Annotated in this window: 30 protein-coding genes and 1 pseudogene; 10 read left to right on the forward strand and 21 right to left on the reverse strand. The window is 67.9% G+C overall.

Annotated features, from left to right (window positions below; genetic code table 11):
- Window positions 1–150 precede the first annotated feature (150 nt).
- A pseudogene (gene rodA, locus ACFZDJ_RS29520) lies at window positions 151–1,348 on the forward strand (rod shape-determining protein RodA).
- Here rodA and ACFZDJ_RS29525 read toward each other — a convergent pair.
- Window positions 1,345–2,250: a heavy metal transporter gene (locus ACFZDJ_RS29525; RefSeq protein WP_391063294.1), complete on the reverse strand. Its 906-nt coding sequence runs from the start codon at window positions 2,248–2,250 to the stop codon at window positions 1,345–1,347. The pseudogene rodA and the gene ACFZDJ_RS29525 overlap by 4 nt on opposite strands.
- Window positions 2,251–2,372: 122 nt before the next feature.
- On the opposite strand from ACFZDJ_RS29525, the gene ACFZDJ_RS29530 reads away from it, so the two are divergent.
- Window positions 2,373–3,800 (forward strand): FtsW/RodA/SpoVE family cell cycle protein, encoded by a 1,428-nt coding sequence (locus tag ACFZDJ_RS29530; protein ID WP_391063297.1) that lies wholly within the window; start codon window positions 2,373–2,375, stop codon window positions 3,798–3,800.
- Window positions 3,801–3,936: 136 nt separating this feature from the next.
- Here ACFZDJ_RS29530 and ACFZDJ_RS29535 read toward each other — a convergent pair whose 3' ends face one another.
- From ACFZDJ_RS29535 to ACFZDJ_RS29555, 5 genes are all read right to left on the reverse strand, one after another.
- The gene (locus tag ACFZDJ_RS29535) at window positions 3,937–4,317 is read right to left on the reverse strand and encodes a serine aminopeptidase domain-containing protein (protein ID WP_391063300.1); all 381 of its coding nucleotides are present in this window, start codon (window positions 4,315–4,317) and stop codon (window positions 3,937–3,939) included.
- Between the two features lie 20 nt (window positions 4,318–4,337).
- Window positions 4,338–4,598: a hypothetical protein gene (locus ACFZDJ_RS29540; RefSeq protein ID WP_390937796.1), complete on the reverse strand. Its 261-nt coding sequence runs from the start codon at window positions 4,596–4,598 to the stop codon at window positions 4,338–4,340.
- The gene (locus ACFZDJ_RS29545; RefSeq protein WP_390937794.1) at window positions 4,595–4,843 is read right to left on the reverse strand and encodes a transposase family protein; all 249 of its coding nucleotides are present in this window, start codon (window positions 4,841–4,843) and stop codon (window positions 4,595–4,597) included. Before ACFZDJ_RS29545 ends, ACFZDJ_RS29540 begins: the two co-directional genes overlap by 4 nt.
- Before the next feature lie 266 nt (window positions 4,844–5,109).
- Window positions 5,110–6,048 (reverse strand): hypothetical protein, encoded by a 939-nt coding sequence (locus ACFZDJ_RS29550; protein ID WP_391063303.1) that lies wholly within the window; start codon window positions 6,046–6,048, stop codon window positions 5,110–5,112.
- Window positions 6,048–6,581: a hypothetical protein gene (locus tag ACFZDJ_RS29555; RefSeq protein WP_391063305.1), complete on the reverse strand. Its 534-nt coding sequence runs from the start codon at window positions 6,579–6,581 to the stop codon at window positions 6,048–6,050. The genes ACFZDJ_RS29550 and ACFZDJ_RS29555 overlap by 1 nt, the downstream gene beginning before the upstream one ends.
- A 308-nt stretch (window positions 6,582–6,889) precedes the next feature.
- Between ACFZDJ_RS29555 and ACFZDJ_RS29560 the strand changes: the two genes are divergently transcribed.
- Window positions 6,890–7,198 carry a hypothetical protein gene (locus tag ACFZDJ_RS29560; protein ID WP_391063307.1) on the forward strand — a complete coding sequence of 103 codons (309 nt, stop codon included), beginning with the start codon at window positions 6,890–6,892 and terminating at the stop codon, window positions 7,196–7,198.
- A 158-nt stretch (window positions 7,199–7,356) separates the two neighbouring features.
- Here ACFZDJ_RS29560 and ACFZDJ_RS29565 read toward each other — a convergent pair whose 3' ends face one another.
- Window positions 7,357–7,491, reverse strand: a complete 135-nt coding sequence (locus ACFZDJ_RS29565) for a hypothetical protein (protein WP_391063310.1) — start codon at window positions 7,489–7,491, stop codon at window positions 7,357–7,359.
- A 129-nt stretch (window positions 7,492–7,620) separates the two neighbouring features.
- On the opposite strand from ACFZDJ_RS29565, the gene ACFZDJ_RS29570 reads away from it, so the two are divergent.
- Window positions 7,621–8,019 carry a hypothetical protein gene (locus tag ACFZDJ_RS29570; protein ID WP_391063313.1) on the forward strand — a complete coding sequence of 133 codons (399 nt, stop codon included), beginning with the start codon at window positions 7,621–7,623 and terminating at the stop codon, window positions 8,017–8,019.
- 460 nt (window positions 8,020–8,479) lie between these two features.
- Here the strand turns inward: ACFZDJ_RS29570 and ACFZDJ_RS29575 are convergent, their stop codons facing one another.
- Window positions 8,480–8,992: a hypothetical protein gene (locus ACFZDJ_RS29575; RefSeq protein ID WP_390937784.1), complete on the reverse strand. Its 513-nt coding sequence runs from the start codon at window positions 8,990–8,992 to the stop codon at window positions 8,480–8,482.
- A 64-nt stretch (window positions 8,993–9,056) separates the two neighbouring features.
- Window positions 9,057–9,650 carry a CGNR zinc finger domain-containing protein gene (locus tag ACFZDJ_RS29580; protein WP_382192493.1) on the reverse strand — a complete coding sequence of 198 codons (594 nt, stop codon included), beginning with the start codon at window positions 9,648–9,650 and terminating at the stop codon, window positions 9,057–9,059.
- A gap of 86 nt (window positions 9,651–9,736) precedes the next feature.
- Between ACFZDJ_RS29580 and ACFZDJ_RS29585 the strand changes: the two genes are divergently transcribed.
- A complete protein-coding gene (locus ACFZDJ_RS29585; RefSeq protein ID WP_390937780.1) occupies window positions 9,737–10,528 on the forward strand; it encodes an MBL fold metallo-hydrolase in 792 nt (263 codons plus the stop codon).
- Window positions 10,529–10,725: 197 nt separating this feature from the next.
- Here ACFZDJ_RS29585 and ACFZDJ_RS29590 read toward each other — a convergent pair whose 3' ends face one another.
- Both ACFZDJ_RS29590 and ACFZDJ_RS29595 read right to left on the reverse strand, forming a co-directional pair.
- On the reverse strand, window positions 10,726–11,265 hold the full coding sequence (locus tag ACFZDJ_RS29590) for a hypothetical protein (protein WP_391063315.1): 540 nt from the start codon (window positions 11,263–11,265) through the stop codon (window positions 10,726–10,728).
- Between the two features lie 25 nt (window positions 11,266–11,290).
- Complete coding sequence (locus ACFZDJ_RS29595; protein ID WP_391063318.1) at window positions 11,291–11,674, reverse strand: hypothetical protein; 384 nt, start codon at window positions 11,672–11,674, stop codon at window positions 11,291–11,293.
- Window positions 11,675–11,847: 173 nt separating this feature from the next.
- Between ACFZDJ_RS29595 and ACFZDJ_RS29600 the strand changes: the two genes are divergently transcribed.
- Complete coding sequence (locus tag ACFZDJ_RS29600; RefSeq protein WP_391063321.1) at window positions 11,848–12,180, forward strand: thioredoxin; 333 nt, start codon at window positions 11,848–11,850, stop codon at window positions 12,178–12,180.
- A gap of 520 nt (window positions 12,181–12,700) precedes the next feature.
- Here ACFZDJ_RS29600 and ACFZDJ_RS29605 read toward each other — a convergent pair.
- The 4 genes from ACFZDJ_RS29605 to ACFZDJ_RS29620 form a co-directional block, all read right to left on the reverse strand.
- The gene (locus ACFZDJ_RS29605; protein ID WP_391063324.1) at window positions 12,701–13,399 is read right to left on the reverse strand and encodes a tectonin domain-containing protein; all 699 of its coding nucleotides are present in this window, start codon (window positions 13,397–13,399) and stop codon (window positions 12,701–12,703) included.
- Window positions 13,400–14,100: 701 nt separating this feature from the next.
- Entirely contained in the window at window positions 14,101–14,313 is a 213-nt protein-coding gene (locus tag ACFZDJ_RS29610; protein ID WP_095857332.1) for a cold-shock protein, read from the reverse strand.
- A gap of 160 nt (window positions 14,314–14,473) precedes the next feature.
- On the reverse strand, window positions 14,474–14,647 hold the full coding sequence (locus ACFZDJ_RS29615; RefSeq protein ID WP_391063327.1) for a hypothetical protein: 174 nt from the start codon (window positions 14,645–14,647) through the stop codon (window positions 14,474–14,476).
- Window positions 14,648–14,772: 125 nt separating this feature from the next.
- On the reverse strand, window positions 14,773–15,351 hold the full coding sequence (locus tag ACFZDJ_RS29620; RefSeq protein WP_391063330.1) for an RICIN domain-containing protein: 579 nt from the start codon (window positions 15,349–15,351) through the stop codon (window positions 14,773–14,775).
- A 377-nt stretch (window positions 15,352–15,728) separates the two neighbouring features.
- On the opposite strand from ACFZDJ_RS29620, the gene ACFZDJ_RS29625 reads away from it, so the two are divergent.
- Entirely contained in the window at window positions 15,729–15,887 is a 159-nt protein-coding gene (locus ACFZDJ_RS29625) for a hypothetical protein (protein WP_391063333.1), read from the forward strand.
- A gap of 156 nt (window positions 15,888–16,043) precedes the next feature.
- Here ACFZDJ_RS29625 and ACFZDJ_RS29630 read toward each other — a convergent pair whose 3' ends face one another.
- The gene (locus ACFZDJ_RS29630; protein ID WP_390937763.1) at window positions 16,044–16,247 is read right to left on the reverse strand and encodes a hypothetical protein; all 204 of its coding nucleotides are present in this window, start codon (window positions 16,245–16,247) and stop codon (window positions 16,044–16,046) included.
- Window positions 16,248–16,577, reverse strand: coding sequence for a hypothetical protein (locus ACFZDJ_RS29635; RefSeq protein ID WP_390937761.1), 330 nt, complete (start codon window positions 16,575–16,577; stop codon window positions 16,248–16,250). It lies immediately after the preceding gene.
- A 286-nt stretch (window positions 16,578–16,863) separates the two neighbouring features.
- Here ACFZDJ_RS29635 and ACFZDJ_RS29640 point away from each other — a divergent pair, with 286 nt between their 5' ends.
- A complete protein-coding gene (locus tag ACFZDJ_RS29640; protein WP_391063336.1) occupies window positions 16,864–17,445 on the forward strand; it encodes a DUF6431 domain-containing protein in 582 nt (193 codons plus the stop codon).
- Between the two features lie 198 nt (window positions 17,446–17,643).
- Here the strand turns inward: ACFZDJ_RS29640 and ACFZDJ_RS29645 are convergent, their stop codons facing one another.
- A complete protein-coding gene (locus tag ACFZDJ_RS29645) occupies window positions 17,644–18,435 on the reverse strand; it encodes a nuclear transport factor 2 family protein (protein WP_390937757.1) in 792 nt (263 codons plus the stop codon).
- An 84-nt stretch (window positions 18,436–18,519) separates the two neighbouring features.
- On the opposite strand from ACFZDJ_RS29645, the gene ACFZDJ_RS29650 reads away from it, so the two are divergent.
- Window positions 18,520–18,948 (forward strand): winged helix-turn-helix transcriptional regulator, encoded by a 429-nt coding sequence (locus tag ACFZDJ_RS29650; RefSeq protein WP_391063339.1) that lies wholly within the window; start codon window positions 18,520–18,522, stop codon window positions 18,946–18,948.
- A 551-nt stretch (window positions 18,949–19,499) separates the two neighbouring features.
- Here ACFZDJ_RS29650 and ACFZDJ_RS29655 read toward each other — a convergent pair.
- Window positions 19,500–20,072 (reverse strand): hypothetical protein, encoded by a 573-nt coding sequence (locus ACFZDJ_RS29655; protein ID WP_391063342.1) that lies wholly within the window; start codon window positions 20,070–20,072, stop codon window positions 19,500–19,502.
- Complete coding sequence (locus ACFZDJ_RS29660) at window positions 20,072–22,582, reverse strand: type II toxin-antitoxin system prevent-host-death family antitoxin (RefSeq protein ID WP_391063399.1); 2,511 nt, start codon at window positions 22,580–22,582, stop codon at window positions 20,072–20,074. Before ACFZDJ_RS29660 ends, ACFZDJ_RS29655 begins: the two co-directional genes overlap by 1 nt.
- Window positions 22,583–22,947: 365 nt before the next feature.
- On the opposite strand from ACFZDJ_RS29660, the gene ACFZDJ_RS29665 reads away from it, so the two are divergent.
- On the forward strand, window positions 22,948–24,069 hold the full coding sequence (locus ACFZDJ_RS29665; protein ID WP_391063344.1) for an IS630 family transposase: 1,122 nt from the start codon (window positions 22,948–22,950) through the stop codon (window positions 24,067–24,069).
- Window positions 24,070–24,083: 14 nt separating this feature from the next.
- On the opposite strand, the gene ACFZDJ_RS29670 is transcribed toward ACFZDJ_RS29665, so the two are convergent.
- On the reverse strand, window positions 24,084–24,845 hold the full coding sequence (locus tag ACFZDJ_RS29670) for a methyltransferase domain-containing protein (protein ID WP_390937747.1): 762 nt from the start codon (window positions 24,843–24,845) through the stop codon (window positions 24,084–24,086).
- Window positions 24,846–25,079 lie beyond the last annotated feature (234 nt).

Below are 25,079 nucleotides of genomic sequence, written 5' to 3' on the forward strand. Positions count from 1 at the left end.
CACGGACGCCGCGGATCGCCGCCGACCACAACACCGAGCCGCTGCTCACCATCCCGGCCACATAGGACCGACACGTCCGGCATCCTCATTTGCAGCTTTACGCAAGTGCGCAGCTATGATCTCCGGCACGGACAGCTGGAGGCAGCTGAGGTGACCAGTGTGAAGAGCTTCTCCGTCTCGGGGTACGGGCCTGAGCGGTCCCGGTGGACGCGGCTCCTCGCGCGGGACTCGCCGGTGCCGGCTGGACTGGCCGATACTGCTGTCGGCGCTTGCGCTGTCGTTCATCGGCTCACTGCTCGTCTACTCCGCGACGCGTAACCGCACCACGATCAATCACGGCGATCCGTACTACTTCCTGGTCCGGCACCTGATGAACCTCGGTATCGGGTTCGCTCTGATGATCGGCACCCTCTGGGTGGGCCACCGCGCCCTGCGTAACGCCGTGCCGATCCTCTATGGCGTCTCCGTCCTCGGCGTGCTGCTGGTGCTCACACCGCTCGGTGCCACCATCAACGGCAACCGCAACTGGATCGTGCTGGGCGGCGGATTCTCGCTCCAGCCCTCGGAGTTCGTGAAGGTCTCGATCGTCCTGGGCATGGCGATGCTGCTGTCGGCGCAGGTCGACGCGGGTGACCGGACGTATCCCGACAGCCGCACCGTGATCCAGGCGCTGGGACTGGCCGCCGTACCGATCATGGTCGTGATGATGATGCCGGACCTCGGTTCGACGATGGTCATGACCGTCACGATCCTCGGCGTCCTGCTCGCCTCGGGCGCGTCCAGCCGGTGGACCTTCGGGCTGCTCACTGCGGGCGTCGTGGGCGCGGTCGCGGTGTGGAAGCTGCATCTGCTGGGCCAGTACCAGATCAACCGCTTCGCCGCCTTCGCCGATCCGAGCCTGGATCCGTCCGGTGTGGGCTACAACACCAACCAGGCCCGTATCGCCATCGGCTCCGGCGGGCTGACCGGGGAGGGACTCTTTCACGGGGCGCAGACCGCCGGGCAGTTCGTGCCGGAGCAGCAGACCGACTTCGTGGTCACGGTCGTGGGGGAAGAGCTGGGTTTTGTCGGCGACGGGCTGATCATCGCGTTGATCGGGGTCATCCTGTGGCGGGCCTGCCGGATCGCGCGCGAGTCGACCGAGCTGTACAGCACGATCGTCGCCGCAGGGATCGTCGCCTGGTTCTCCTTCCAGTCCTTCGAGAATATCGGTATGGCCCTCGGCATTATGCCGGTGGCGGGCATCCCGCTGCCGTTCGTCTCCTACGGCGGCTCGTCCATGTTCGCCGTGTGGGCGGCCGCGGGGCTCCTTCAGTCGATAAAAGTCCAGCGGCCCGTGCGGGCCTAGCCCAGCGCCACCGCCAGCGTCCCGGTCCGCCCGGGATCGGGTGTGGTGTGCGTCCAGCCCCGGTCCGAGGCGGTGCTGCTCCAGCGCCGGCCGTCGAACGTCACGGATGTGGCGTGCAGTTCGGGGGCGTGGCAGACCAGCCACAGGGCGAGGGACCAGCCCGTGGAAGGCTGATCGGTCGGGATCGGGTAACTCACGCTGTCGCCGCCGGTCGTGGGCAGGGCGGCCGGCGCTCCGCCGAACTCCCGCCGGACGGCTGCCGCGACACCGCCAACGTCACCGGCCTCGCTCGCGGCGCCCGCCGCACCGCTCCCTGCGTCGGAGGGCGTTGGACTGACCCCGCTCACCGTGCAGCTCAGTGCCGGCCCCTCCCGCCCCGTCAGCACGTCGGCCAGTGCCGCCGCCACGCCCTCGTGCTGGGCGTACGCCTGCGGGTAGCCACTGTGCTGGACCTGCTGCGCGGCGACGGTGACCGGCAGGCCGCGGTAGTCCGGCACCTTGACCAGCGCGTCGAAGAACCTGCCCGACGTGTAGACGGGGTCGCTGATCTGTGCGGGGCTGCCCCAGCCCTGGGACGGGCGCTGCTGGAACAGGCCGAGGGAGTCCCGGTCCCCGTACGTGAGATTGCGGAGTTTGGACTCCTGGATCGCGGTCGCCAGGGCGATGGTGACGGCCCGTTCCGGCAGACCGCGGGCGTGGGCCACGGCCGCGATGGTCGCGGCATGGGACGCCTGGTCCGGGTCGAGCGTGACGGTCGTGCCGTGTGGGCCGTGGGCCGTGCACTCATCGGGAGTCGCCGGGCGCAGGAAGCGGACGGCGAGATAGCTCACGAGCGCCAGGACCACACTCACCCCGATCACCACTGCCCACGCCCTGCGGCGCCCAGTCCCGCGTGCCGTCACGTCGACCCTCCTCTTACCCGGACTCGACTAGAGTTCAGTTGCATTGTTGCGCAACCATATAACTCTGTTGGCCGTGCCTCTGAGCGGGATCCGAGGCAGTGGACCCGAACGAGGGGGAAGGCATGACTGGTCGGCGTGGACCGGCGAAACTGGCCGTGCGGGCGGGCCGGTCGAGGCGCCTGAGCGACCGGGGACTGGAACTGGTCCTGCTGCTCGGCGCGATCCTCATCTGCGTGTTCGGCTACGCCGAGACGGCCCTCGCCCTCACCGGAAAGCTGCCGGCCGGCATGGCGACGACGTGCGTGGCAGCGGCCGTACTGTCCCTGGTGTGCCACGTCGTCATACGCCGGTTCGCGCCGCACGCCGATCCGCTGATCCTGCCGCTGGCCACCCTGCTCAGCGGTCTGGGGCTCGTCCTCATCCACCGGCTCGACCTCGCCTACGCGGCCCACTACCACCACGCGACGGCCGCGGCGTCCGGGCAGCTGATGTGGTGCGGCGTCGCCGTGGTGGTGTTCGCCACGGCGGTGGCCCTGCTCAGGGACCACCGCAGGCTCCAGCGCTATCCGTACGTCACGATCACCATGGGACTGGTCCTGCTGATGGCGCCGGCCTTCTATCCCGGTGACGTCTACGGCGCCAAGCGGTGGATCTTCATCGGGCCGCTGTCCTTCCAGCCCGGCGAGTTCGTGAAGATCATCATCGTGGTGTTCTTCGCCGGATACCTGACGCTGCGCAGGGACGCCCTCGCCCTCGCCGGACGGCGGCTCATGGGCATGTACCTGCCGCGCGGACGGCAACTCGGCCCGGTCGCGGCCGTGTGGATCCTGAGCCTGCTCGTCCTGGTCTTCGAGCGGGACCTCGGCACCTCGCTGATCTTCTTCGGCCTGTTCGTGATCATGCTGTACGTCGCCACCGAGCGGACCAGCTGGGTGGTGTTCGGCGTCGCGATGTTCGCCGTCGGCGCCTTCGTCGTCGGTTCCTTCGAACCGCACGTCCACGGCCGTGTCGTCGCCTGGCTGCACCCGATGGACATCTTCCTCCCGCCCGACAAGCGCCCGCCGGGGTTGATCTCGGACCAGGCCGCCCAGGCCCTGTTCAGCTTCGGATCGGGCGGCATCCTCGGGACCGGCCTCGGCGAGGGCCACCCGGAGCTCATCGGCTTCGCCGGGCGCAGCGACTTCATCCTCACCACCGTCGGCGAGGAACTCGGCCTGGCCGGGGTGACGCTCGTCATCCTGCTCTACGCGCTGCTCGCCGAACGCGGCCTGCGGACGGCCCTGACCGTCACCGACCCGTTCGGCAAGCTGCTCGCCGGCGGCCTGGCCTCGGCGCTCGTCCTCCAGGTCTTCGTCGTCGTGGGCGGGGTCACCGGACTCATCCCGCTCACCGGCAAGGCCCTGCCGTTCCTCGCCCAGGGCGGCTCGTCCATGGCCGCCAACTGGCTGCTGGTCGCCGTCCTGATCAAGGTCAGCGACACGGCCCGGCGGCCCCCGCCGGCCCCGGCCGCCGATGTCAGCGCCGCCGAGACGCAGTTCGTACGGCCGTGAGCCCCTCATCCCCCTCGGCGACAGAGCGGAGCCACTGATGATCAGGCTCTCCCGCGTAGGCGCGCCAGGCGCTGTAGAAGAACCTCTTCCCACGACGGCTCTTCTTCCGGAACACCTTCCGTATCGTCCGGGGCGATCACGGGATCGGCCGGTGGTGCATCGCGGTGCTGGAGGACTCGGAGCAGGGGCTGCAGTTGTTCGTCAGAGAGCGGGCCGCCGCCCGACGCCCTCGAGTGGGACGCTCGCACGCTCCTCGAGGAGTACGACGGCGGGGGCCCCGAGTACGGCGGAGCGTCTCCTCGCCGAAAGGCCGGCCCGGGCGCAGTGGAGCGGGTCGCGGCGGACCGGTTGCGCACTCGATCGCGGCGTGCCAGTCGGCGACCTGCTCGTCGAGGCGGACGATCTGGCGCGGCGCGCCCTCGCTCTCCCCGAACCGTCGGTGGTCGAAGGCCAGGACCGCGAAACCGGCGTCGTCGAATCGCGCGGCGAACAGGTCCGAGGCCAGCTCCTTCGTCACCGAGGTTCCGCCGGCCATGATCACGCAGCCGCCGTTGGACCCCGGATAGTGCCAGGCGGGTCCACACCAAGCACCCGCGGCACCGCCCAGACCGGCTCCGGCAGCGCCATCACCACGCGCAGCACGGTCATCCGGCTGACCACGAAGCCCAGCAGCAGCGCCAGCCGGGCCACAGCGCGGGCGGCCAAGACGACACCGAGCGCGCCGATCACCCCCTGCGGGACGGGCGTTCGCCGACCGTAGCGGCTGGTCAGCCCGTCGACCTGCTCGGCGAACGTCACACGCGCGCAGGCGCTCGCACCGACAACTCGATGAACACCGGCCGGGCGCCGACCGGCGCGTCGGCGATCCTGCGCCCGTAGCGGCTGTGCACGCGCGTCGACCACGCCCCGCACCCCGGACAGACGGCCACTGTCCCATCCTTCGTGCTCGCCCAGATCCGCAGCACGCCGCTCTCCACCACCACGTGCTCCACCGACACCGTCACCAGGTGCGGGAACACCATCTCCAGCGAGGTCTCACACACCCGCAGGATGAACGCTCATGTGGCGGAGCGCGTCACCGGAGCACGGCCCCACGATCCACTTCACGAAATCCGTGTCTGAACCACCTATCAGGGCCCGCCCGATTTCCAGAATCGCAGTCGAGCAGGGTCGCTTGTTCACCGAGACGGGCATGCACCCGCCACGACCGACGCGAGACGCACCTGCCGTCAGGGAGCTGATCCGCAGACCCCGCTCTACCGGTCATAGACCGCCGACAATCTCGATCTGGCGGATGGCCGGGTCGTTGTTACCAGCGTTGTAGGTCCTTGCGTAGCTTTTCGTACCAGGCTCGTCGGCGCTGTGCGGTGTCCGACGGTTTCTCGCCGAGCGCGACGACTTGGTCGGTGATGTCGTAGGTGAGGCGATACAGCAGAACCTCGGTGGCGGTCTCCAGCCACTTCTGTGTGGACCTGGCTGGCGGTGCCGATCCCAGAACGGTGACGAACCAGGCCGGCAGCAGGGCCCGCTCGCGAACCGCGTCAGCAAGACGGCTACGCAGGCCCAGCGTGAGCCGCTGCTCGGCCTTCGCCCCCGCGGCGATCACCGACTGCTTCTCGGCCCGTGTCGTGGCATCAACTGCCAGAGCACTTTCGGCTTCCTCAGCAAGCCTCGACTGCCGGTCGAGGCCCTGGCGTAGCCCCCGCTCCCCCACTAGTGCCTGCCCGAGCTTGTCGGCGGCCTCGGCGCGGGAACGGGAGCCGTACCGCGTGGCGAGCAGCGTGCCTACCGCGTCAACGACGGTGGTGCGGTGCGCTCGGAGCTCTCCGGCGGTGTCGCGGCGATGGCGCAGCCGGATCTGGAAAGTGGTGCGGTCGTGGTCGCTGAGCAGGGTGCTGCGGGCCTGCCGGCCGCGTTCCCCGCTGCGGGCGAGAGCGCGCTGGTCCTTGCTGAAGGTGTCCAGATCCGCGAGCTGGACGCCGCCGGACGCCAGGAGCTGGCCCTCCAGGAGCCGCACTTGCTCCACGAGGCGGTTGATGGTCCGCTCGGTGTCGCTGACGCGATCGCTGAGTTCTCCGTCGAGTTCCTCGATCTTGCCTTCGCAGCTCCTGACGTCACTGCGGATACTGCCCAGCTCGTGGTCCAGGTCCTCGGTGTAACCGAACTTGCGTCCCAGGGTCTCGTGTTCACTCTCCAGGTCATCGAGCCGGCTGTCGAGGTCCCGGATCCGCCGGTCAACGTCCTCCATCACTTCGCCCCTTGCTGGCTGCTGCCTTCTGCGGCCGCACCCACGGCGACCCACCCGACCAGGACGGCGACAATCCACCAGGCAGAGATCACCCCGAGAGCGACCAGCACCACCAGCAAGCACAGCACGTGCAAGCCGATCACGATCGCGCGCTGCTCCCTGTATCGTTCCGCGGTTACCGTGACCGACCAGCCCATCAGGGTGCCGAGGAGATGGGGTATGAGCAGCACAAGCCACCAAGCGGTGTGCCCGAGAGCCAGCACCGCGGCGATCAGTGCGACCGCCACCACCGTCTGACCGCGCCAGGACCACTTCACGACCCGATCGGCACGTTCCCGCTTCGGTTGCGCCAGCCGGGCCGGCAGCATCCGCTCGAACTCCAGCAGACGCTCCGCACAAGCCACCAACTGGTCGTACTGCTCATCAAATACCGCGTCATCCGGGCCGCACTGCTTGATCCGCGTGTGCCGATCCCCCAGATCCCTGATCACGGCCTGATGCTGCTCGCGCAGCTGACGCTCGCCCTCTGCCACCCTGTCCCCCTCAATCACGCCTGGTAGCTACCCACACCCATCAGCTCCCCAGACATGCAGCCGAACGGACGGCCGAAATTGCGCCCTCGGTGACGGCGCCCATCACCACCGCGAAGGGCGGCACGGCCGCCAGCCGGACACGGCGCAGGCGGAAGGCGTGGACCCCTGGATGCGGAGGCCGTCTCCGTCAGCGGGGCTCGTATGGAAGTCCGGGCGTCGACATGGACTCCCTACTCAGACCGAACGCGCCTTGCACATGAGTACGCGTCCCGATGCCCGTGGCGGCCGGCGCTGATGAAGTGGCTCTCATGACGACGCAGAACGCCGCGCCTCAGCGCCGAGCAGACCACCCGACCTGGTGGAGGGTCCCCCTGGTGGCATCCGCGCTCGGCCTGCCGGTCCTCGCCCAGGAGTACCGCGCGATCCGGGCGCAGGCGGGCATGGGCCAATACGGAGCAGTTCTGTACTGGGCCCTCGCCCTGTTCGCCGTGGCCTGGGCCCTGCCCCACCGCCGCTCGTTCAGAACGTTCCGCATCCTGGCGAGTGGAGCGGCACTGTTGATCACACTTCTGCCGGTGACGCTCCTCCTGCTACTGGGCGTGATGCTGCCCGGCTGAGGCGTACGCCCCGAATTCCGTCCAGGGGGTCGAGGAGTTTTTCAAATGGACGAGCGCCTGGAGGGCCAGGGCGAAGCGGCGGTACAGGACACCGTTTGGGGCTGCGCGCGGTGTTCTACGGGCGGGATCCGTAGCCGCCGGCAACGTGATCCCCGTCGTCAGAAGTGGGGCTGGTCCACGCCGTCACTCGTGTCGTCGTAGGCGTTGACGTAGGCGAGCCGGAAGGACGTCCCGCAGCGGCCGCCGGCGCTGTAGAGCAGCGCCTCGTCGCCGAGGAGTTGGTGCGCCACCATGGTCCTCCAGGTCGACGCCCTCGATCAGCAGGAAAAGTTGACATACCCATGCCGGATTCCATTGACTTCGTTCGCGGTTCCTAACGCAAAGACATTCTTGGGAACCGGAAAACCGAACGGGGAATGCGCATGTCACAGCTGATCAAGAAACCGCGAGTCCGCGCCGGCGCGGTCGTAGGGACCCTGAGCCTCGCTCTGGTCACAGGGCTGGCCGCCACGCCCGCCTCCGCCAACAGCTCCGGCTGGTGGACCTCCCCAGGCAAGCGTGCCGAGGGCTTCTACAACTCCCTGAGCGGCAGGGTCTACGCGAACGACATCAAGGCGGACGGCTACAACGCGATCACCCAGGTCCGCACCGCCAAGCACGGCTACTTCGTCGTCGACGTCACGGACAAGGTGGCGAACAACGGGGGCAGCTGGAAGACCCCGACTCTCTACTCGGGGGTGCGCTTCAAGATGAGGGTCTGCGTGTACAAGACTGGCCACAAGCCCACGAAGTGCGGGTCCTGGCACGAGTTCGACAAGTAGGAGCCGAGTCCCAGAGCAACCTCGTGTCACCGCTGGGCGGACCCGGATCGGGTCCGCCCAGCTCCGTTCATTCACCGAGGAGAAACGACGTGAAGGCGCGAGCTGTCACCGGTCATCGGTACGTGTCCTCCCCCCTGGACAGAGCGAACGGCTCGACAACGACACTGCCGACGTCGTTCATCATCGCCTGCCCGTCCAGTCTGTCCCGGGCTCCCAGGCCCGGGACAGACACCAAGCGGGAAGAGGGGCGTCCCGCGCACGCCGGGTCAGGCGCTGATCTGTATAGAGGTGCCGGCAGTCTGTCATCTGACCTGTTCGAGTGTGGTCAGGAGTAGTCGGCAGTTCGTGACTGCCTCGTAGCTGCTGCCCAGGGGCTGATAGCGGTAGCAGCGGCGGCGGGCTGACCACAGGCCCTTCCATGCGGCGTATGACCGCATGGCGTCAGCCCATGTGCACTGTCTCAGCCAGTCGCGGCTTGCTGCTGGGTGATGCCATGCAGCGCTGTTGCCGCGGGAGCGATGTCAGCGAGCGGGTTGAGGGGTTCGTTGAAGAGCACACTGCCGTGGCGGTCTGTCAGGCCGATCTGCACGGCCCACGGGTCGGTGAGCGTGGTGGTCTGTACGTCGAGAACGACAAGGCGGGGATCGGAAAGGATGCCGTGGGCCCAGCGGCGGACGCGTGCCTGATCTGCTCGCCAGGTTACTGGGCGGCGCAGCGCGCGGATGGCATCGTCCAGGTGGCGGTGCTGCTCGCGCAGCGACTGCACGTGCCAGTGGTGGCCAGAGTCGAACTGGGCATGGACGGTGCCGAGATAGCGAGTGTCCTCGTAGACCGCCCAGGTCGGGCGATCGGTGTCGTCGGGCCGTACGAAGTCGACGGGTCTGGTGTCTACGTGGTGTGTGAAGAGGTGGTGCAGCTTGAGCGGGAGGTCAGGTGGCTTCGTTCGCGAGATCGGACAGCAGATATTCAGCACTTTGAACAGCAGCGAGCTTGGGCGTTGTTCGATTCAGCGCTGGTGGTCACTGGGTGGCTGAGCGTCATTGGGAGGTGGTACGGCGGGCGTAGGCGCGGGCGGCACGTGCGCGGTCGCCGCAGCGGGTGGAGCACCAGTGACGGCGGCCGTAGCGGAGCAGGTAGCGGTTGCAGGGTGCAGAGCCGCAGGCGGTGAGGCGGTCCGCGTCGGGGCCCGTGAGCAGGTTGGAGGCATCAGCGGCGAGAGTGGCCAGGGCGTGGTCCACGATCGCAGTGGTGGGGTGGGGGGTGGCGCGGTAGGGGCCGGTCTTGTCGTCCCACTGCAGCAGCGGGGCGGTGGGGACGCGGGTCATCGCGTCGTTGATGGCCCTGACCGCGGCGGGGAGGGCGGGCAGCCCTTCGGCGCGGGAGGCGAACAGCGACCTGATCTGTTCGCGCAGCGAGCGCAGCTGTGTCGCGCACATCTCTCGCATGCCGGCGTCGACCGGAGCGAGACCGCGTTCCGTCAGCCAGTGGTTCGCCTGCGCGGGAGTGCCCAGAAGATCGACCGTGTGCCCGCCGGCCAGCGCGATCGCGCTGTTGGCAAGGGCGAGAGAGAGGTGCTCTTCCTCGCCCTGTGCGGGCGGCAGGCCGGGCTGTTCGATCACGGACTCCTTCATGTTCCTCATGGTACGGCTTGCATGCATCCGTGAGAAGCGGCTACGGTCATCTCACGGTTCAACGATATCCATCCGTGAGGTGCTTGGTGTCTTCTCTCCCCGCAACGACCAGCCCGTTCCCTGTCCGCGTCTTCGGCGGCCCGACCGCCCTCTTCGAGTACGGCGGCCTGCGCTTCCTGACCGATCCGACCTTCGACGCCCCGGGCGACTACGCCCGTCCCGACGGCCGGTTCCTGACCAAGACCGCCCCCTCCAGCGGCACCCCCGCCGACCTCGGCCCCATCGACGTGGTCCTGCTCTCGCACGACGAGCACCCCGACAACCTCGACACCTCCGGCCGGGCCCTACTCGCCGACGTCCCGCTCACCCTCACCACCCCCGGCGGCGGACAGCGCCTGGAGGAGAAGGCCAAGGGCCTGGCCGACTGGGAGTCCATCGAGCTGAACCGCCCCGACGGCGGCACGATCACCGTGACCGGCGTCCCCGCTGTCCACGGCCCCGGCCCGCGTGAGGAGGTCGAGCCGATCACCGGGCAGGTCGTCGGCTTCATCCTGACCGGAGAGGGCCTGCCGACCGTCTACGTCAGCGGCGACAACGCCTCCCTCGACGCGGTCAAGGAGATCGCCGAGCGCTTCGCCCCCATCGACACCACCCTCCTCTTCGCCGGCGCCCCCCGCTTCCCCGCACTTTTCGACAACCAGCTGATCGTCCTCAACAGCGCCCAGGCCGCCGAGGCCGCCCAACTCCTCGGCGCCCGCCGCGTGGTCCCCGTCCACTACGACAGCTGGGCCCACTTCACCGAAGGCCACGACGAACTGGCAGCCGCCTTCACCGCCGCGGGTCTGGCCGACCGCCTGGACTGGGGCCAGCGAGACTGACCTCCGGCGCCTTACGTGCCAATGGCAACGGCGAGACCTCCACTCCGCTCACAGCCGGGGGCCCGGCCGCCCGCCGGGCCCCGCCCCGTCGGAGCTGTCAGTGCTTCTCGACTGGCGAGCAGTTCGATTACTGCGGTCCCCTCATGTGACTCCCGAACTCGTCAACATCCGCTGCCCGTCCCCATGAACAAAGCCAGTCAGGCGACGGCATGTTCAGGGGCCTTCGGGATGAAGGGGGTGAGTGGAAGGCCGTGAGCCATCCAGATGTGGAACGCTTCTGCGGTGTAGAGGACACCGCTGCCTGAGAGGCGGCCGGGCTGTTTCGGGTGGCTCCGGTTGATCCGCAGCACCACGTGCAGGCTGTCGGTCTGCACGGACTCCCCGAGGTCGAGGTGGACCGGGCGGCGGCAGGCTTCGAGGGTCTCCCGAGGCCGGTTCCAAACGAAGTTGACGTGAGGACGCCCGGGGACCAGGCCGAGGCGGAGGCGGCCCTTGCGGTGGGCGTCGCAGGCGTCAAAGAGCCAGACCATCGTTCCGTAGACCCGCTCGCGGAGTTCGATGTCGATGCGGGGCAGGGGCCCGTACTGGAGCTCGACGATGTGCCCGCACGGAGTCAGAACGTCGCCTTCCAACTCGCCGCGTCGCACGAACTGCTGGTCCCTGCTCAGTCCGGTGCGCCAGCCCTGGTTCCAGGGCCCCTCCCGCGTACGCGGGAGGGGCCAAGGTGTGCCCCGCACTCGGGGCACCTCGTGAGCGAGGGCACTAGACCGCCTTGAGCTGGCGGTCCAGCCAGATCACCGTCTCCTGGGTGAGACCGAGGTCCTCCGGTGTCCGGACGGCGGCCCGCAGAACTCCGGCGATGCTCGTCTCTGTGCGATGCGTGTTGATCAGATCTTCCAGGATCGGGTCCGCTGCCTCGACGCGGTCGAGGAAGTCCAGCTCGTCCAGCTGGACGCGCATCTGCCGGGCCGCGTCCGAGTGAACGTCGTACAGGCGCCGGTGCTCGGTCTGGGCCTTCTTGCGGCGGGCGGGAACGCTGGCCCTGTAATCGGAGTACGGGACGATGAAGAGGGTTCCCTGTTGGCCGATGCCAGTGTCCTTGTCGTTCTGTGTCGTGCTGCCGCTGCGGCCTCCGGTGACGGTCACGGTCGTTCCGGTGCGTGCCGTCGTTCCGGCCCCGCATCCGGGGCCACTCGGCCTTTTGCCGTCCTGGATCGCGATCTGCTCCCGGGAGCTGAGACGACCGACCGGACTCAGCCTGCCGCACCGCGCGGGGGAAGATGGGGATGTAATGACGGAACGCGAGGTCTGGAGCTTCCATGGCGAAGCAGGTTCACCAACCCCGTGAGGACGCGGAGTTCGATTTCATCCTCGGGATGAGCGCAGTCCCGGTCCTCGCATACTTCACCGGGACATGGCCCAAGGCAATCGAGCCCTGCCGGGCGATGGACCTCGCCGTGGGTGACATCGCAGACCAGTACACGGACCGCCTGACGGCCATCCGCACCGACATGACGCGCTGCCCGTCCGCGACCAAGCGATACCGGATCACCGGATCCCGGCAGGGTGCACGACATGTCACTACATGCACCCGCCCGCATTGGGCCCGGCGACCTCGCCGCGTCACCCGCGCCCGGTCCGGCCAGAGCTGACCTCACCCTGGCAACCTCACAGGTCCCCCGGGAGGCCTGTGACAAGCCCGGAGGGCAGGGGCCGGAAATGACCCGATATACCTGTGCTGCCTGTGACGCGAGGAGGGGGTTTTCAGGCAGACGCGTTCCTGTGAGGTGACCTGTGAGCCTGTTGTCCTGTCGCAGATGATCTGGTTCGTGGTCAGGGCTGTGACCTGCGGCGACCAGATGAGTTGAGACGCCAGGATGGCGGTTTTCTCAGTTGATCTGGCCTCGCGGGCAAGAACGCTCGTCGCCGTCTCAGCCGAACTGGTCCTGCGGCGACGGATCTGGGTGATACCAGCTTTGGGCGTTCAACCACGTCTGGTAGGCACCGTAGATCTTGAGAGGGCCGTCGCGCCTATCGCGTACTTCCACGAACTCGTCAAGCAGTTGGAAGAGGGTGGCGACGGCGGCAGCGCGAAGGCTGCGTGACAGGCCACGAGAGGTCCCCAGTCCGATACGGACCAGGGACCTCTCGCGTGCCGTTGCCGGGCAGTGCTCAGCTCGGCTGGTCTCCGGTGTACCGGTAGACCTCGTTCCCGGAGTTGACGCCCCATACGGTGCCATCGGCGCCCGCGCCGATGTCGCTCAGGCCGCCGGGGATCTTCACCCACGGGCTGGTGTCGTTACCGGTGTACCGGTAGATGCCTTGGGCGGAGTCGACGCCCCATACGTTGGTCCTCGACCCAACCGAGATCCGGACCAGGCTGCCGGAAATCTTGACCCAGTTGGTTGAACCCTGGTCCCCGGTGTACCGGAAGACCTCGTTCCCGGAGTTGACGCCCCACACGGTGCCGTCGGCCGCCGCGCCGATGTCGCTCAGGCCGCCGGGGATCTTCACCCACGGGCTGGTGTCGTTACCGGTGTACCGGTAGATGCCTTGGGCAGAGTCCACACCCCACACGTTGGTCCTCGACCCAACCGAGATCCGGACCAGGCTGCCGGAAATCTTGACCCAGTTGGTTGAACCCTGGTCCCCGGTGTACCGGAAGACCTCGTTCCCGGAGTTGACGCCCCACACGGTGCCATCGGCGCCCGCGCCGATGTCGCTTAAGCCGCCGGGGATCTTCACCCACGGGCTGGTGTCGTTGTTGGTGTATCGGAAGATGCCTTGGGCGGAGTCCACACCCCACACGTTGGTCCTGGACCCGGCCGAGATCGCCGTGAGACTGCCAGAGATCTTTGTCCAGTCAGCCATATCGAACCTGTTCCCTTTCGCCGCGGACGTTGCATTCAGGTACTTGGCAAGGGAGAGACCTGCCCAAACGAGTTAATAAGCTGACTGATCATTAAAATCATCCAGAAAGAGACGTTTAGTACCTGATACCTCCCGGAGGGCAGGGCGCGCGGACAGCCGGTCTAAGAGTCCTTTGACCGGAAATGCCGTACACCGCATGAGGGATCGACGTGACGCTCCGCCTGTGCAGTCAGCTACGGTCGCAGCCGTCTCAGCTGCCTTCGCCCGATCCGCTTCGAGCGTACGGGCGCGGTTCCGAGCCGCTCGCGGTGGTCACGCAGCAGTTTCGCGAGGTGCTCGGCGGTCAACCTGCTCGGCACGGTGAGCTCCGGCGGCCGCTCCAGGGTGCGCTGAACAGCACACTGGTGGCGGCGAGCGGCGCCCGCCCCGGGCGTTAAGGCGACCTGCGCCGCCACAAACGAATCAGACCAGGTCACTTGAGACGGGGCCAGATCGACGAAGACGGGACACCTATGACGCAGCGGGGAGCCGGAGGCCGCTGACCTCCGACAGGGAATCTTGGCCGGTTGTCAGGAGAGTTTGACGACCAGTTGGTTTCTGCCCGCGGACGTTTGACCCATGCGGCAGCATCATCTGCTGCCGCACGGCCCGGCAACCGATTCAGCTCCAGGCCGGCAGCAGACGCTTCCCTGATCAGGGGCTCAGCCCTCCGTGATGACCTCGTCCGCCTGCATACCCTTCTGGCCCTGCACCGCGATGAAGGTCACCTTCTGGCCTTCCTTGAGACTCTTGAAACCGTTCCCCTGGATCGACTTGAAGTGCACGAAGAGGTCCGGACCGCTCTCGGGGGTGATGAAGCCGAACCCCTTCTCTTCGTTGAACCACTTCACGGTGCCGGACTGCCGCTCCGCCATATCCACTCCCTCGAATCACATGCTCGGACTGGACGTGCAAAACGCCCAACGAGCTGATCATTCCCGATGACGGGACGATCCCGGGAATCCCCGACCTTGTCTGACAAAGTGATCGGAGCCAGGCGATCAAACTCACCTGGCAAACGGTCAAGATCACCTGTCAGGAAACACCCACGCCCTGGCCCGGCCCGCTGGCGCGGAGGACGATGGGGTCATGGGCGAGCACGACCAGGACCAGGACGACGTCGCCGAACCGGCGCGGCCGCCGCTGACCGTCGCCCGCGCCCGCGGAGCTGTGGCGTACGGACTGCGGGGACAGGCGGGTACGAATCAACGTGCTCAGCCATCTGCTCGATGGTGAGCCGTCATCGCCGGTCAGGCTTACCGTGTGCCACTGGGCGCTGAGCGGGTTTCGTATCCAAGGTAGGACCAAGAGCGGCTATGAGCTGATCCTCGCGTTTATGGCGATTCGAAAGTCCATTGCTGCCTAATATTGTTGGGGAAGTCCACTGCCCTATCGACAGCGACCGCCGCACCTCGTGTGAGGTTGTCGCCTTCGGCGCTGACGACAACCTTGGGGTCGTAAGGCATCAAATAGCGATAGTTGTACGCCCAGAGTTGATTGAGGCTCTTCGGCTGTTCCCGCCTTTTGTTTTGAACGAGGGTCGTTCCCGGGTTGATGCTTCCGCCGTTTTCGTAACCGGGGACTTCCAGGACGAGCCCGCTCTTCTTGTTGACAAGGAAGCCCTCGTCATATTTCCACAGCTGGTTGTCGTTATCACTGGGCTTCTTGTCCCAGAGAATGACCCGGCCGCCGGGCGCGGTGCTGCCATCTGCGATGTCGAGCACCAGATTGCTCTCGTAGTTTCGGATGAAGAAATAGCCCGGCGGAAATTCGTCCTGCTGCAGGCCGACGCCGGAGTGGGCGGACTGCTCGGCCCCAGTGGCCGCCCCTGTCAGCGACATCACCGCCCCCAACAGCGCTGCGCCCAGCACCGCGACACACCGCCGCCGCCCTCCCGCCAAGGAACCAGACATATCTCCTCCTCCTCGCTCACTCTCCGCACACCAGCACTTTGGACACCGGAGAAGGGCATATACCGCCAGAAGGGAGAAATGCACTCGATCGAGTCAGACATGACTCGCCGGGCCGTAGGGGCTGGGTGCCCCCGGCCGACACTGCGAACTCGACCTGGCCCCAAACTTCAACACGCTGAACTTGACGGGGAAGGCGACTCCGAGGGCGAGGAGCTGCTCATTGCGCCCGTCGGCCGACGATCGCGCTACGGGCGAGGGTCGGCTGGTGCCGTCGGGCAGGCGATCGTCGGGAACGCCGCTGTGTGCCCGCCGGCAGTGAACGTGATCGCGGCGGGGGCGCTGGCCCAGAAGGGAGAGACGTCGATGAGGTGGTCGCCGTGCTCACTGTGCGCAGCAGCCACACCTCCGTGCTGGTGATGCTGGCGCGGTACGCGGCCACGTCCCACGGCTCGGTGGTGAACCCGCAGGTATCAGCGCGGGCGATCACGGTGTCCAGGGCGGCGGCCGTAGACATGTGCAGGACGGTGCCGTCGTAGACAAACCGGATCCCCTCCTGCTCAAGGTCTCGTCGTCGTGGGGCCTGACGCAGGAGATCGTGCATGTCCCGGATCTTCAGCTGAGCCACAGCAACGTCCTCTCCCTGAATGCGCCGTCGAGTCGACGCAGGTCAGCAGATCGATCGCCGGTTCCGGTCATGAGGGTCCCAGGCCGAAACGCCAGTACCCGGTGAAGCGCTCCAGCGTCAGCTCGGCGTCGAGTTCGTCGTTCCACACCCCTTCGAGCCACAGCGGGACGGTGTCCAGGCGCTCGCAGACCACGACGCTCTCGGGCTGATGGGTCAGGTAGCAACGGCTCTCGTCCGCGGACTTCCCGCCCGGCCCGTACTTCCCATACATCTACCCGATGCGTTCACGGTTGGCCCCGGCGAAGGCCTCCAACTGCCGTACGTAGCCGTCCTGCTGCTCGGCACTGACGCACGCCAGGACGACCGTGAGGATCTCCTGCGACAGGTCGCGGTCGTAGCCGGTGTGGCCGGTCAGGGACACGACGATCCGCTCGGCTGCCTCGAGTACCCGGTGAACTTGCTCTTCCCCCACGGCGTCGACCGCCATGGGCGAGCGGCGCGCTGGCGGGCTCGATACGGCCAGCGGCGATTTCGGTGCGGCGGCCGTCGCGCGGGCCTGGCGGCCGGTGCGGTCGGCGATGTGGGTGAGCCTGCTCGTCACTGTTGGGTGGCACTCAAGATGCCGATATCGCGGGCATGGGTGGGGCGTTGGGTGTGCCGATTGGGTCGGCGTGCGGATCGGTTCGTAGGCGGCGGCACCTTGCCGATGAAGAAGGCCGTAAGCCCGGAGCCCGTGGTACAGCCGGGGAGCACCGGGGCAACTCGCCGGCGCGGTGCCGGTGACCCGGGGGCCGCCTGGTGCTCTTGCGGCGCTGGGGTGTTGAGCGCCAGGCTGCAACACGAGGTGCCCCTTTCCTTGCGCGGCCGCCGGGCCGGAGCCTGATGGGATGGACGATGATCGAGGTTGCGGACGCGGCGGCGGCCCGGAAGGCGCTGGCCCGCCGGATGCTGCGCTGCCCGGGCTGCGGTGCCGCGCTCAAGCCCTGGGGTCAGGCCCGGCCCGGACGGTCCGTGACCTCGGCGGCGGACTGGTCGCGGTGCGGCCGGATCGGGCCCGCTGCACCGGCTGCCGCCGCACGCACGTGGTGCTGGACGCCGGCCTGCTGCCCCGCCGCGCGTACACCGTGCGCTTCCTGGGCCGGGTCCTGGCCAGCGCGGTGCGCGGGCACGGACACCGGCAGATCGCCGCCGAACTCGGCGCCCCGGAGGGCACCGTGCGCGGCTGGCTGCGCCGTGCCCGATCCACCGCCGAGCAGCTGCGCTGGATCGGCGTCCAGGCCGTCGTCGCTCTCGACCCCGACGCGCTGCCCACGGCGGACCGCGGGGATCCGCTCGCGCACGCCATCGAGGCGCTGGTGGCCGCCGCCGTGGCCGCTCACCGCCGCTTCGGCCACGGGCCGCGCGAGATGTGGCCGCGGATCGCGCTGCTGACCCGTGGCCGCCTGCTCGCGCCCTCCCCGACCGGCTGAACCGTCGAGGCCATTCCTGGTTGCCGCCTGCCCGCACACCGATGCTTCACCGGACGCCGCCCGCGCCGGGCCGATCAGGACCACTGGACACTGTGGCCTGGCTGCTCGGGGAGGTCCTGGTCGACTGGTCGCGCAGCGCCGTCGAGGCCGTCGCAGCGAACCGGGCGGACGGCTACGAGGCGCCGACTACCGCGGAACTCAGAACATGGTGTTGTCGTTGGCGGAGGTCTCCGGGACCGGCTGCACGGCGTCCCAGTGCTCGATGATCTTGCCGTCGCGGACGCGGAAGAACTCGATGCAGGAAAAGCCGCGGTCGTCCGGGGCGAGCCTGAGGTGGTGGTGGACGGCGACGTAGTCGCCCTCGGCGATGACCCGCTTGACGTCGATGCTCACCTCGGGGTGCGCGGCGAACAGCCCGGTGAACAGTTCCTTCGCGGCCGCGACGCCGTCGGCGTGCTGCGGGTTGTGCTCGTAGAACGGGTCGAGCCCGTAGCGCTCGAACGCGGACGGGTCCTTGTCGACGACGATCTCGTGGAACAGCGCCGTCACGACCTTCTTGCTGGCCGCGCCGTCGGCGTCCGGGGCGGGCGAGTTGACGGCTGGGCTGCTGAGCGTGGAGAACAGGTCATGGCCGCCGACGGTGGTGTCGGGGACCGGCTGGATGACGTCCCAGTGCTCGACGATCTTGCCGTCCTCGACCCGGAAGACGTCGACGACCACGTTGGGGGTGGCGCCGGGTGCCGGGGCAGACTCGCTGTGCAGCAGCACCAGGTCGTCTTCGACCAGGATGCGGTGGGTGGTCTTCTGCAGGTTCGGGAAAGTGCTCCGGAAGAACGTGATGAAGCGCTTGAGCCCCTCGGGTCCGTCGACCCCCTGCGGGTTGTGGTTGGTGTACGTGGTCCCGACGAACTCGTCGATCACCTCCAGGTTCCCGTGGCTGAACAGCTGGTCGTAGAAGTGGGCGACCATCTTCTTGTTCTCGGCGGACATGGTCGGGCCTCGCTTTCCATAGTTACTCCTTGTGCGTAACCCCATCATTGGTAACTATGGGAAGAGATGTAAGGAGGCACTTTCATGTCAGCCACGCACACCGATGTGCCTGCCCGGCGCGCCGCCGACCAGGACTGCCCGATCCGCGAGGTACTCGACCGGGTCGGCGACAAGTGGAGCACCCTGATCGTCATCCGGCTCGGGCAGCGCACCCGCCGGTTCAACGAACTGCACCGCGAGATCGACGGCATCAGCCAGCGCATGCTCACCCTCACTCTGCGCGCCCTGGAACGCGACGGCCTGGTCACCCGCACCGTCTACCCCACCGTGCCACCGCGCGTGGACTACGAACTCACCGACATCGGCCGCACCCTGCTCACCCCCATCACCGCACTGCACGAATGGGCTGTGGCACACCGCGACGACATCCAACACGCCCGCGCCCTACACGACAAAGCGGTCAACGATCTCGAAGCACGTTCGGAGCCTGGATCCTTGGCGACGCGCGCGTAATCAAGGCGCAGTGGACTGCCGCACCGTTCGCTTCTGTTTCCGCCTGAGCGCACGAGACAGTGCAGCGCCTGCGTACCACCCAGGGTTCAAAGACAGTCACTGACGCGGCCGGACACAGCATCACCGCCACAACGGGAGCTGCCCTACACATCCGTGCGACACCTCGCCGACGAAAGCGACACCTCGCCGACGATCCCGCCTGATTCGCCGGAATCTTCATCGGCACTGCGAACGCCTGCTTCGTCGGCATTTTCAGCGCCGGGCAACACTCGTCACCGCCTGGACGGCAGCGAGCCAGCCCTCGCCGAACTCGTCGCTGCTGCCGGGGGGGTACCTGCGTGTCCTCGGCGGCTTCGGCATGGGCGCCTTCTACGGCACCGGCCTCGATCACCGCCAGGAGGTGCTGTACCTCCCCCGGCCTTGCCCCGGCTGCTTCAAGGAGATCGGACACGCGACGCCGGGCGCTCGCGGCTGCCTCTGCGTGCACGATGATCAGCGGTAACGCGGGCTCTTCAGGGCTGGTGCTCATACGCGGCTTCCCATCTGGTGTGTTACCTGAGTTCAACGGAGTAGCTGCTGCCGTTGAATTCCCATCCGTCGGTTCCTTCGCCGATGTCGGCGACGATGACGTCGTCGATGAAGCGGTCCTCGAAGTCGTCGTCGCGCAGGTCGCCGGCCAGCCAGAGCGCTTCGATGTCGCTCCAGTCGCCGCGGCTTCCGTCGATGCGCAGGGGTGCGGCGCGGCGGTTGCCGCGTTCGCGTTCGTCGGCGCCGGTTTTGACGAGGCCGCTGATCTCGAACTGGCCGTTCTTGACGTGGTCGGGGATGGGGTCGGCGGGGACGATGGCGACGTTCTCGTAGGCGGTGCGGATGAGGTCGCGGTAGCTGCGGCGGACGGTGTACTCGGGATCCGACAGCCACTTGATCAGGGTGTCGGGTTTGACGTCGAGACCAGCGCTTTCCAGGGCCTCGTAACCGCGCCTGGTCCCGGTGAGCTGGCTGAGCTGGGCGTGCCAGTGCTTGGCACTGTACGTCGACAGCCGGTGGCGGGGGGTGACCTGGGCGCGCAGGAGGTCGCCCAGGGCGGCGCCGAGGGAGTTGCCGCGGCCTGTGGGTCCGGCCATCAGTCGTCACCTTCGGGGATGAACTCGCCGCGGGGGATGAACTTGGCCTTCACTTCCCCGAAGCCGGTCCCGATCCGGTAGGTGGCGGGCGGTGTGCCGGGGGGTGTCCAGAAGATGGCGGCGTCGACGTTGCGCAGGGCGATGAGGGTGTGGCCTTCCTGGACGGCTTTGAAGGCGACGGTCCAGTGGCGGACGGATGCTTCGGCGACCATGCTCATGCGCCAGTCCGGCCGCCAGAACGGGGAGCGCTGCTCTTGCCGCTTGGGCCACAGCAGACGCAGCGCGATCGACAGCCGGGTCTTGTAATTCTTGTACGGCTCGCCGCCGGCCTGGACGAGCTCGGTGCGGGCCTCGCGGGCCGCGGCGTAGAACGGTTTGAACAGCGACTCGTTCGCCTTCCCCGTCCACGAGTCGTGGATGGTCACGGACGCGGCGAGGTGTCCCTCCCGGTACAGGCGTTCGAGCTGCTTGATGTGCGGGGTGGTCACCCACACGCGGCCCTGGTCGTCGGGCCGGTCGGTGAGCCGTCCGAGCGGGTGCGGCATGCCCGGGTAGTCCCATTCCGGGATGCTGATCTGGTAGATCCCGGCCTTGGTCTTGTCGAACGCGTCGAGGGGGCCGGTGTGCAGGAGCTTGTTCGGGGCGAGCGGGACGGCCGAGCAGGCGGAGGGGTAACTGCCGTTGCGGTCGATCAGGCACAGCACGCCGTCACCGAAAGAGGCGGGCACATCGAGCTGGTCGCGCCGCACCCGCTTGCCGTTGTCCCGGACGTGCGCGACCCGGGTGCTCGTGACGTCGGGGTGGACCCAGCCAGGCTCGCCGTCCATGTCCTCGCTGATCAGCGGCCACGGGCCGTCTTCCCGTTCCTCGGTACGGATGACCGGGATCGGGTGCATCTTCGAACGCTTCACCGCGTCCTTGAGGATCTTCAGGGCAGGGAAGACCGCTCCCTCCGGCTCCTCCTCTTCGTCGCCCGGGACCAGGCCGTCATCGTCGTCCCGCCGGACCTCGTCGTCCGCGTCCGAGACGGTGCCGCTGGCGGCGGCAGGTCGGGCGGATTCCGGGGCAGAAGGCTGCGCGGCGGCGCCGACGGGGGCAGGCGCGTTGTAGGCGTGCAGCGCGGCCGCGAGACGACGGCCCTCGGCGGTGTCCGGCATCTGCGGCGGCGCGGCAGCAGCCTGTGCCAGGGCCGCCGCGAACTCGTCGATCGCCGCCTGTTCGCCGGCTGCCAGCGCGGTGCGCAGCGCGGCCACCAGGTGTGTGAGCGCGGACGGCAGTCCCTGTCGGGCGCCGGAGGTGTAGGGGAGCGCGGCGTCGGCCAGTTCCTGCTCCTCCGGCGTGGTGTGCAGCCTCCACTCCTCGGGGTCGATCCCTGCGGCGGGCGCGGCCTCTGCGTCGCCGAAGCGGGCGTGCAGCAGGTCGGGGCGCAGGGATGCGGAGCCGATCACGCCGAAGTCGCGTTCCGCCACGGTGACTTGGACCCTGCCGGGGTCGGTGGTGGCGGTGAGCGTCAGCAGGACGTCGGCGTCCAGGAGTCCGAGCAGCGTGGGGTCGTCGCTGTCGACGACTGCGAGTACGGGCACGTGCAGGGTGCGCGCGAGGGTGGAGAGGATCTGGGAGGCGTCGGAGAGCCGGTTCCCGGACAACGGCAGGCGAGCGCTGTGGGCGGCCTGGAGGCGGTCCACGACCACGAGGGCCAGGCCCTCCATGTGCGGGGCGGTCTCCGCGATGTCCTCGGCGGTCAGGTTGCTGCCGTCATCGATGAGCAGGACGTCGCCGGCCTGCATCAGCTGGCGGGCGACGTCCTGCTCGTAGTCGGTGAGGCGTCCCTGCTTCAGGCGCGGGTAGTCGCCCCCGGTCTCCGCGGAGAGGATGCGGCGGAAGACGTCGTCCCGGTTGGGTCCGGACGCCGCGTACAGGACCGTGCGGTGGTCGACCAGCGCGGTCGTGCGGGCGGCGGCCAGCCCCAGGAGGCTTCCGCCGACGTTCGGGGCGGCCGCCACGAGGGTCAGCCGGCCCGGCTGCAGACCGCCGGTCGCGGCGTCCAGGCCGGGCAGCCCGAACGTCGGGCCGCTGGCGGGGCCGGCGGTGAGCACGGAACCGATGGCGTCGCCCAGTGTCGCGAGCCTGCGCGGCGCGCTTTCCCGGTCCTGCTGTCCTTGGCTGTTCACCGCACCTCCTGCGGGCGCCGCGCCGGAGGGTGCGGCCGGGTCGGACGAGGGAGTGCTTGCGTGGGGGTCGACGGGGAGCAGCACCGCGACGGGCGTGTTGTTCCTGCGGAGCACCTGCGGTTGGCCTTGAGCCGCCCGCGAGATCAGGTCACCGAACTCCTTCTGCGCCGCGCTCAGTACCCAGGAGGGGAAGGCGTCGGCTTTCCGCGCTGCCGGGAACCGGTCTAGAGGGGCGAGCAGAACACGATCCTCCCGCTTGTGGATCAGCGTCGTGACCCCGTCGTCCTCGGCGCGCTTGACCAAGGCGTAAAGGTCCCTGCGGGCGTCGCTCGCGTTCATCGCGTGCTCTGCCTGTGGTGACTGACTCACTCACCCTCCCGGTACTCAACTCCCCTTCAGAACACCATGAGTCACTCATTGGGTGAGTTCAAGTCACACATTACCTAAGGCTATCTCACTCACTTGTGAGCTTTTCGGTGTGGATTTACGGCTTGGGTGTTCACGGGCGGCAGCCTCGCACGGCCGGACAACTGTGACTTTGACCCGTAGTTGGCGACTTTGATTTCTGGTTGGCGAGCCCGCTGGTGTCGCGCACGCGACTGTGACTTTTCTGGCTAGTGCTCTGACCGGGAAGGTTGGCCGGGTTGGTGGTTCCGGCGGTTGGATGTCCGGAGACGTCCGTGCGACTGCTGGGGGGGTGTGGGGTGGCTGAGCCTGTCCGCGTGCGCAGGCTGACTGACCAGGAGGGGCGGAAGCTGCAGCAGATCGTGCGCCGGGGCAGCACCAGTTCGGTGCGCTACCGGCGGGCGATGATGCTGTTGGCCTCGGCCGGCGGGAACCGGGTGCCGGTGATCGCGAAGTTGATGCAGGCCGACGAGGACACCGTCCGGGATGTGATCCACCGGTTCAATGAGATGGGCCTGGCCTGTCTGAACCCTCGGTGGGCGGGAGGCCGTCCCCGCCTGCTCAGCCCTGACGACGAGGACTTCGTCGTGCAGACGGCCACCACCCGCCCGACCAAGCTCGGTCAGCCCTTCACCCGCTGGTCCCTCCGCAAACTCGCTGCCTACCTGCGGAAAGTGCACGGCCGCGTCATCCGGATCGGCCGCGAGGCGTTACGGTGCCTGCTCGCCCGCCGCGGCGTCACCTTCCAGCGGACCAAGACGTGGAAGGAGTCACCCGACCCCGAGCGCGACGCCAAGCTCGACCGCATCGAGGAGGTGCTGGAGCGTTTCCCGGACCGTGTATTTGCGTTCGACGAGTTCGGGCCGCTCGGCATCCGGCCCACCGCCGGGTCGTGCTGGGCCGAGCAAGGCCGGCCCGAGCGGCATCCCGCGACCTACCACCGCACCCACAGAGTGCGCTACTTCCACGGCTGCTACTCGATCGGCGATGACACCCTGTGGGGCGTCAACCGCCTCAAGAAGGGTGCCGCGAACACTCTGGCCGCGCTGAAGTCGATCCGCGCCGCCCGGCTCGACGGCGCCCCGGTCTACGTGATCCTGGACAACCTGTCCGCCCATAAGGGCGCCGACATCCGCCGCTGGGCGAAGAAGAACAAGGTAAAGCTGTGCTTCACCCCGACCTACGCGTCCTGGGCCAATCCGATCGAGGCCCACTTCGGACCACTGCGGCAGTTCACCGTCGCCAACTCCAACCACCGCAACTACGCCGTCCAGACGCGCGCCCTGCACGGCTACCTGCGCTGGCGGAACAAGAACGCCCGCCATCCCGACGTGCTGGCCGCTCAACGGCGCGAGCGCGCCCGCATCCGTAGTGAGAAGGGCATCCGCTGGGGCGGGCGAGCCGTCGCCCGAGCAGCCTGACGGCCAGGTAGACATCACGGACAAGTGGCTACCAGCAGATCAACGACGTAGATCTCTTCCACCACCTCAGCAGGGAAAGCCTCCCGCAGTCGCCTGCGCTCCTCGGCAAGAAAGGCACGGTTTGCGGCCTGGCCGAGGACAAGGAACGCCGAGCGACTGCTGATATTGGCGAGGTGTGTGTCGAGAGAGACCCTGCGCTGCCAGCGGATCTGTCGGCGCGTGACCCGCAATCCACTCAGCCCCGCAAGCCGGATGGCCTCGTTATCGTCGGGACGCATCGCGGAACGCGCGGGAACTCCACAGTGGTGCGCGATGCGCTCGTGCTGGGCACGGATCCACGGCACGTCGAAGGCGGTGGTGTTCCACCAGATTGCCAGCGCGCCACCCGAGCACAGAACACGCAGCGCCTCCGGGACGGAACGGCTGGTATCGGTCCACTGCCATGACTGCGCGTACGTGATGAGGTCGTGCGAGGAATCGGCAAGCGGCAGGGCGTTACCGTCACCCCGGACGACCGGCACATCCGGGAGCACCCGACGAAACTCGACGGCCATCGCGTCACCGGGCTCGACGGCGATCACGTCAGCACCCCGCTCACACAGGAGCCTGGTCGCAATTCCAGTGCCCGCACCGATGTCCGCGACGCGGACACCCACCAGCGAACGGCTCAGGAACTCCTCAACGGCGTCGAAAAGCGCGAGCGGATACGACGGGCGGCTCGCCTCGTACTGGACGGCCGCCGAGTTGAACGAATGAGCACGTGAGGTGGCAGTCATCTCCTCATCATGGTTCACAGACCGGGCGTTGGGCACCGAGTACTCATGCCGGTGATCGTTTCCGGTCACAGCACTAGGTGACGCTTGATCGAGCTAATTGCCGCTCAGGGGTATCGCTGCGCCTCAGGGAGGCGGCCTGAGAAGCTGTTGTCTTTCCGGGTGTGATTGGCGTGTTTCCGCTGGTTGCGGATAGGTGCGTAAGACCCGTGGGAGTAGTGGCCTGTCAGGTCGTCG

The organism is Streptomyces sp. NPDC007896, assembly GCF_042959425.1.
Lineage (GTDB): Bacteria > Actinomycetota > Actinomycetes > Streptomycetales > Streptomycetaceae > Streptomyces.

Coding starts and splice junctions, on each gene's coding strand:
- ACFZDJ_RS29600 (WP_391063321.1), top strand. CDS start 11,848: ATGGCGAAGCAGGTTCACCAACCCCGTGAGGACGCGGAGTTCGATTTC.
- ACFZDJ_RS29565 (WP_391063310.1), bottom strand. CDS start 7,491: ATGGTGGCGCACCAACTCCTCGGCGACGAGGCGCTGCTCTACAGCGCC.
- ACFZDJ_RS29650 (WP_391063339.1), top strand. CDS start 18,520: ATGTCAGCCACGCACACCGATGTGCCTGCCCGGCGCGCCGCCGACCAG.
- ACFZDJ_RS29580 (WP_382192493.1), bottom strand. CDS start 9,650: ATGAAGGAGTCCGTGATCGAACAGCCCGGCCTGCCGCCCGCACAGGGC.
- ACFZDJ_RS29630 (WP_390937763.1), bottom strand. CDS start 16,247: ATGTATGGGAAGTACGGGCCGGGCGGGAAGTCCGCGGACGAGAGCCGT.
- ACFZDJ_RS29550 (WP_391063303.1), bottom strand. CDS start 6,048: ATGGAGGACGTTGACCGGCGGATCCGGGACCTCGACAGCCGGCTCGAT.
- ACFZDJ_RS29660 (WP_391063399.1), bottom strand. CDS start 22,582: ATGAACGCGAGCGACGCCCGCAGGGACCTTTACGCCTTGGTCAAGCGC.
- ACFZDJ_RS29655 (WP_391063342.1), bottom strand. CDS start 20,072: ATGGCCGGACCCACAGGCCGCGGCAACTCCCTCGGCGCCGCCCTGGGC.
- ACFZDJ_RS29640 (WP_391063336.1), top strand. CDS start 16,864: ATGGACGATGATCGAGGTTGCGGACGCGGCGGCGGCCCGGAAGGCGCT.
- ACFZDJ_RS29570 (WP_391063313.1), top strand. CDS start 7,621: ATGTCACAGCTGATCAAGAAACCGCGAGTCCGCGCCGGCGCGGTCGTA.
- ACFZDJ_RS29645 (WP_390937757.1), bottom strand. CDS start 18,435: ATGTCCGCCGAGAACAAGAAGATGGTCGCCCACTTCTACGACCAGCTG.
- ACFZDJ_RS29560 (WP_391063307.1), top strand. CDS start 6,890: ATGACGACGCAGAACGCCGCGCCTCAGCGCCGAGCAGACCACCCGACC.
- ACFZDJ_RS29530 (WP_391063297.1), top strand. CDS start 2,373: ATGACTGGTCGGCGTGGACCGGCGAAACTGGCCGTGCGGGCGGGCCGG.
- ACFZDJ_RS29605 (WP_391063324.1), bottom strand. CDS start 13,399: ATGGCTGACTGGACAAAGATCTCTGGCAGTCTCACGGCGATCTCGGCC.
- ACFZDJ_RS29670 (WP_390937747.1), bottom strand. CDS start 24,845: ATGACTGCCACCTCACGTGCTCATTCGTTCAACTCGGCGGCCGTCCAG.
- ACFZDJ_RS29620 (WP_391063330.1), bottom strand. CDS start 15,351: ATGTCTGGTTCCTTGGCGGGAGGGCGGCGGCGGTGTGTCGCGGTGCTG.
- ACFZDJ_RS29610 (WP_095857332.1), bottom strand. CDS start 14,313: ATGGCGGAGCGGCAGTCCGGCACCGTGAAGTGGTTCAACGAAGAGAAG.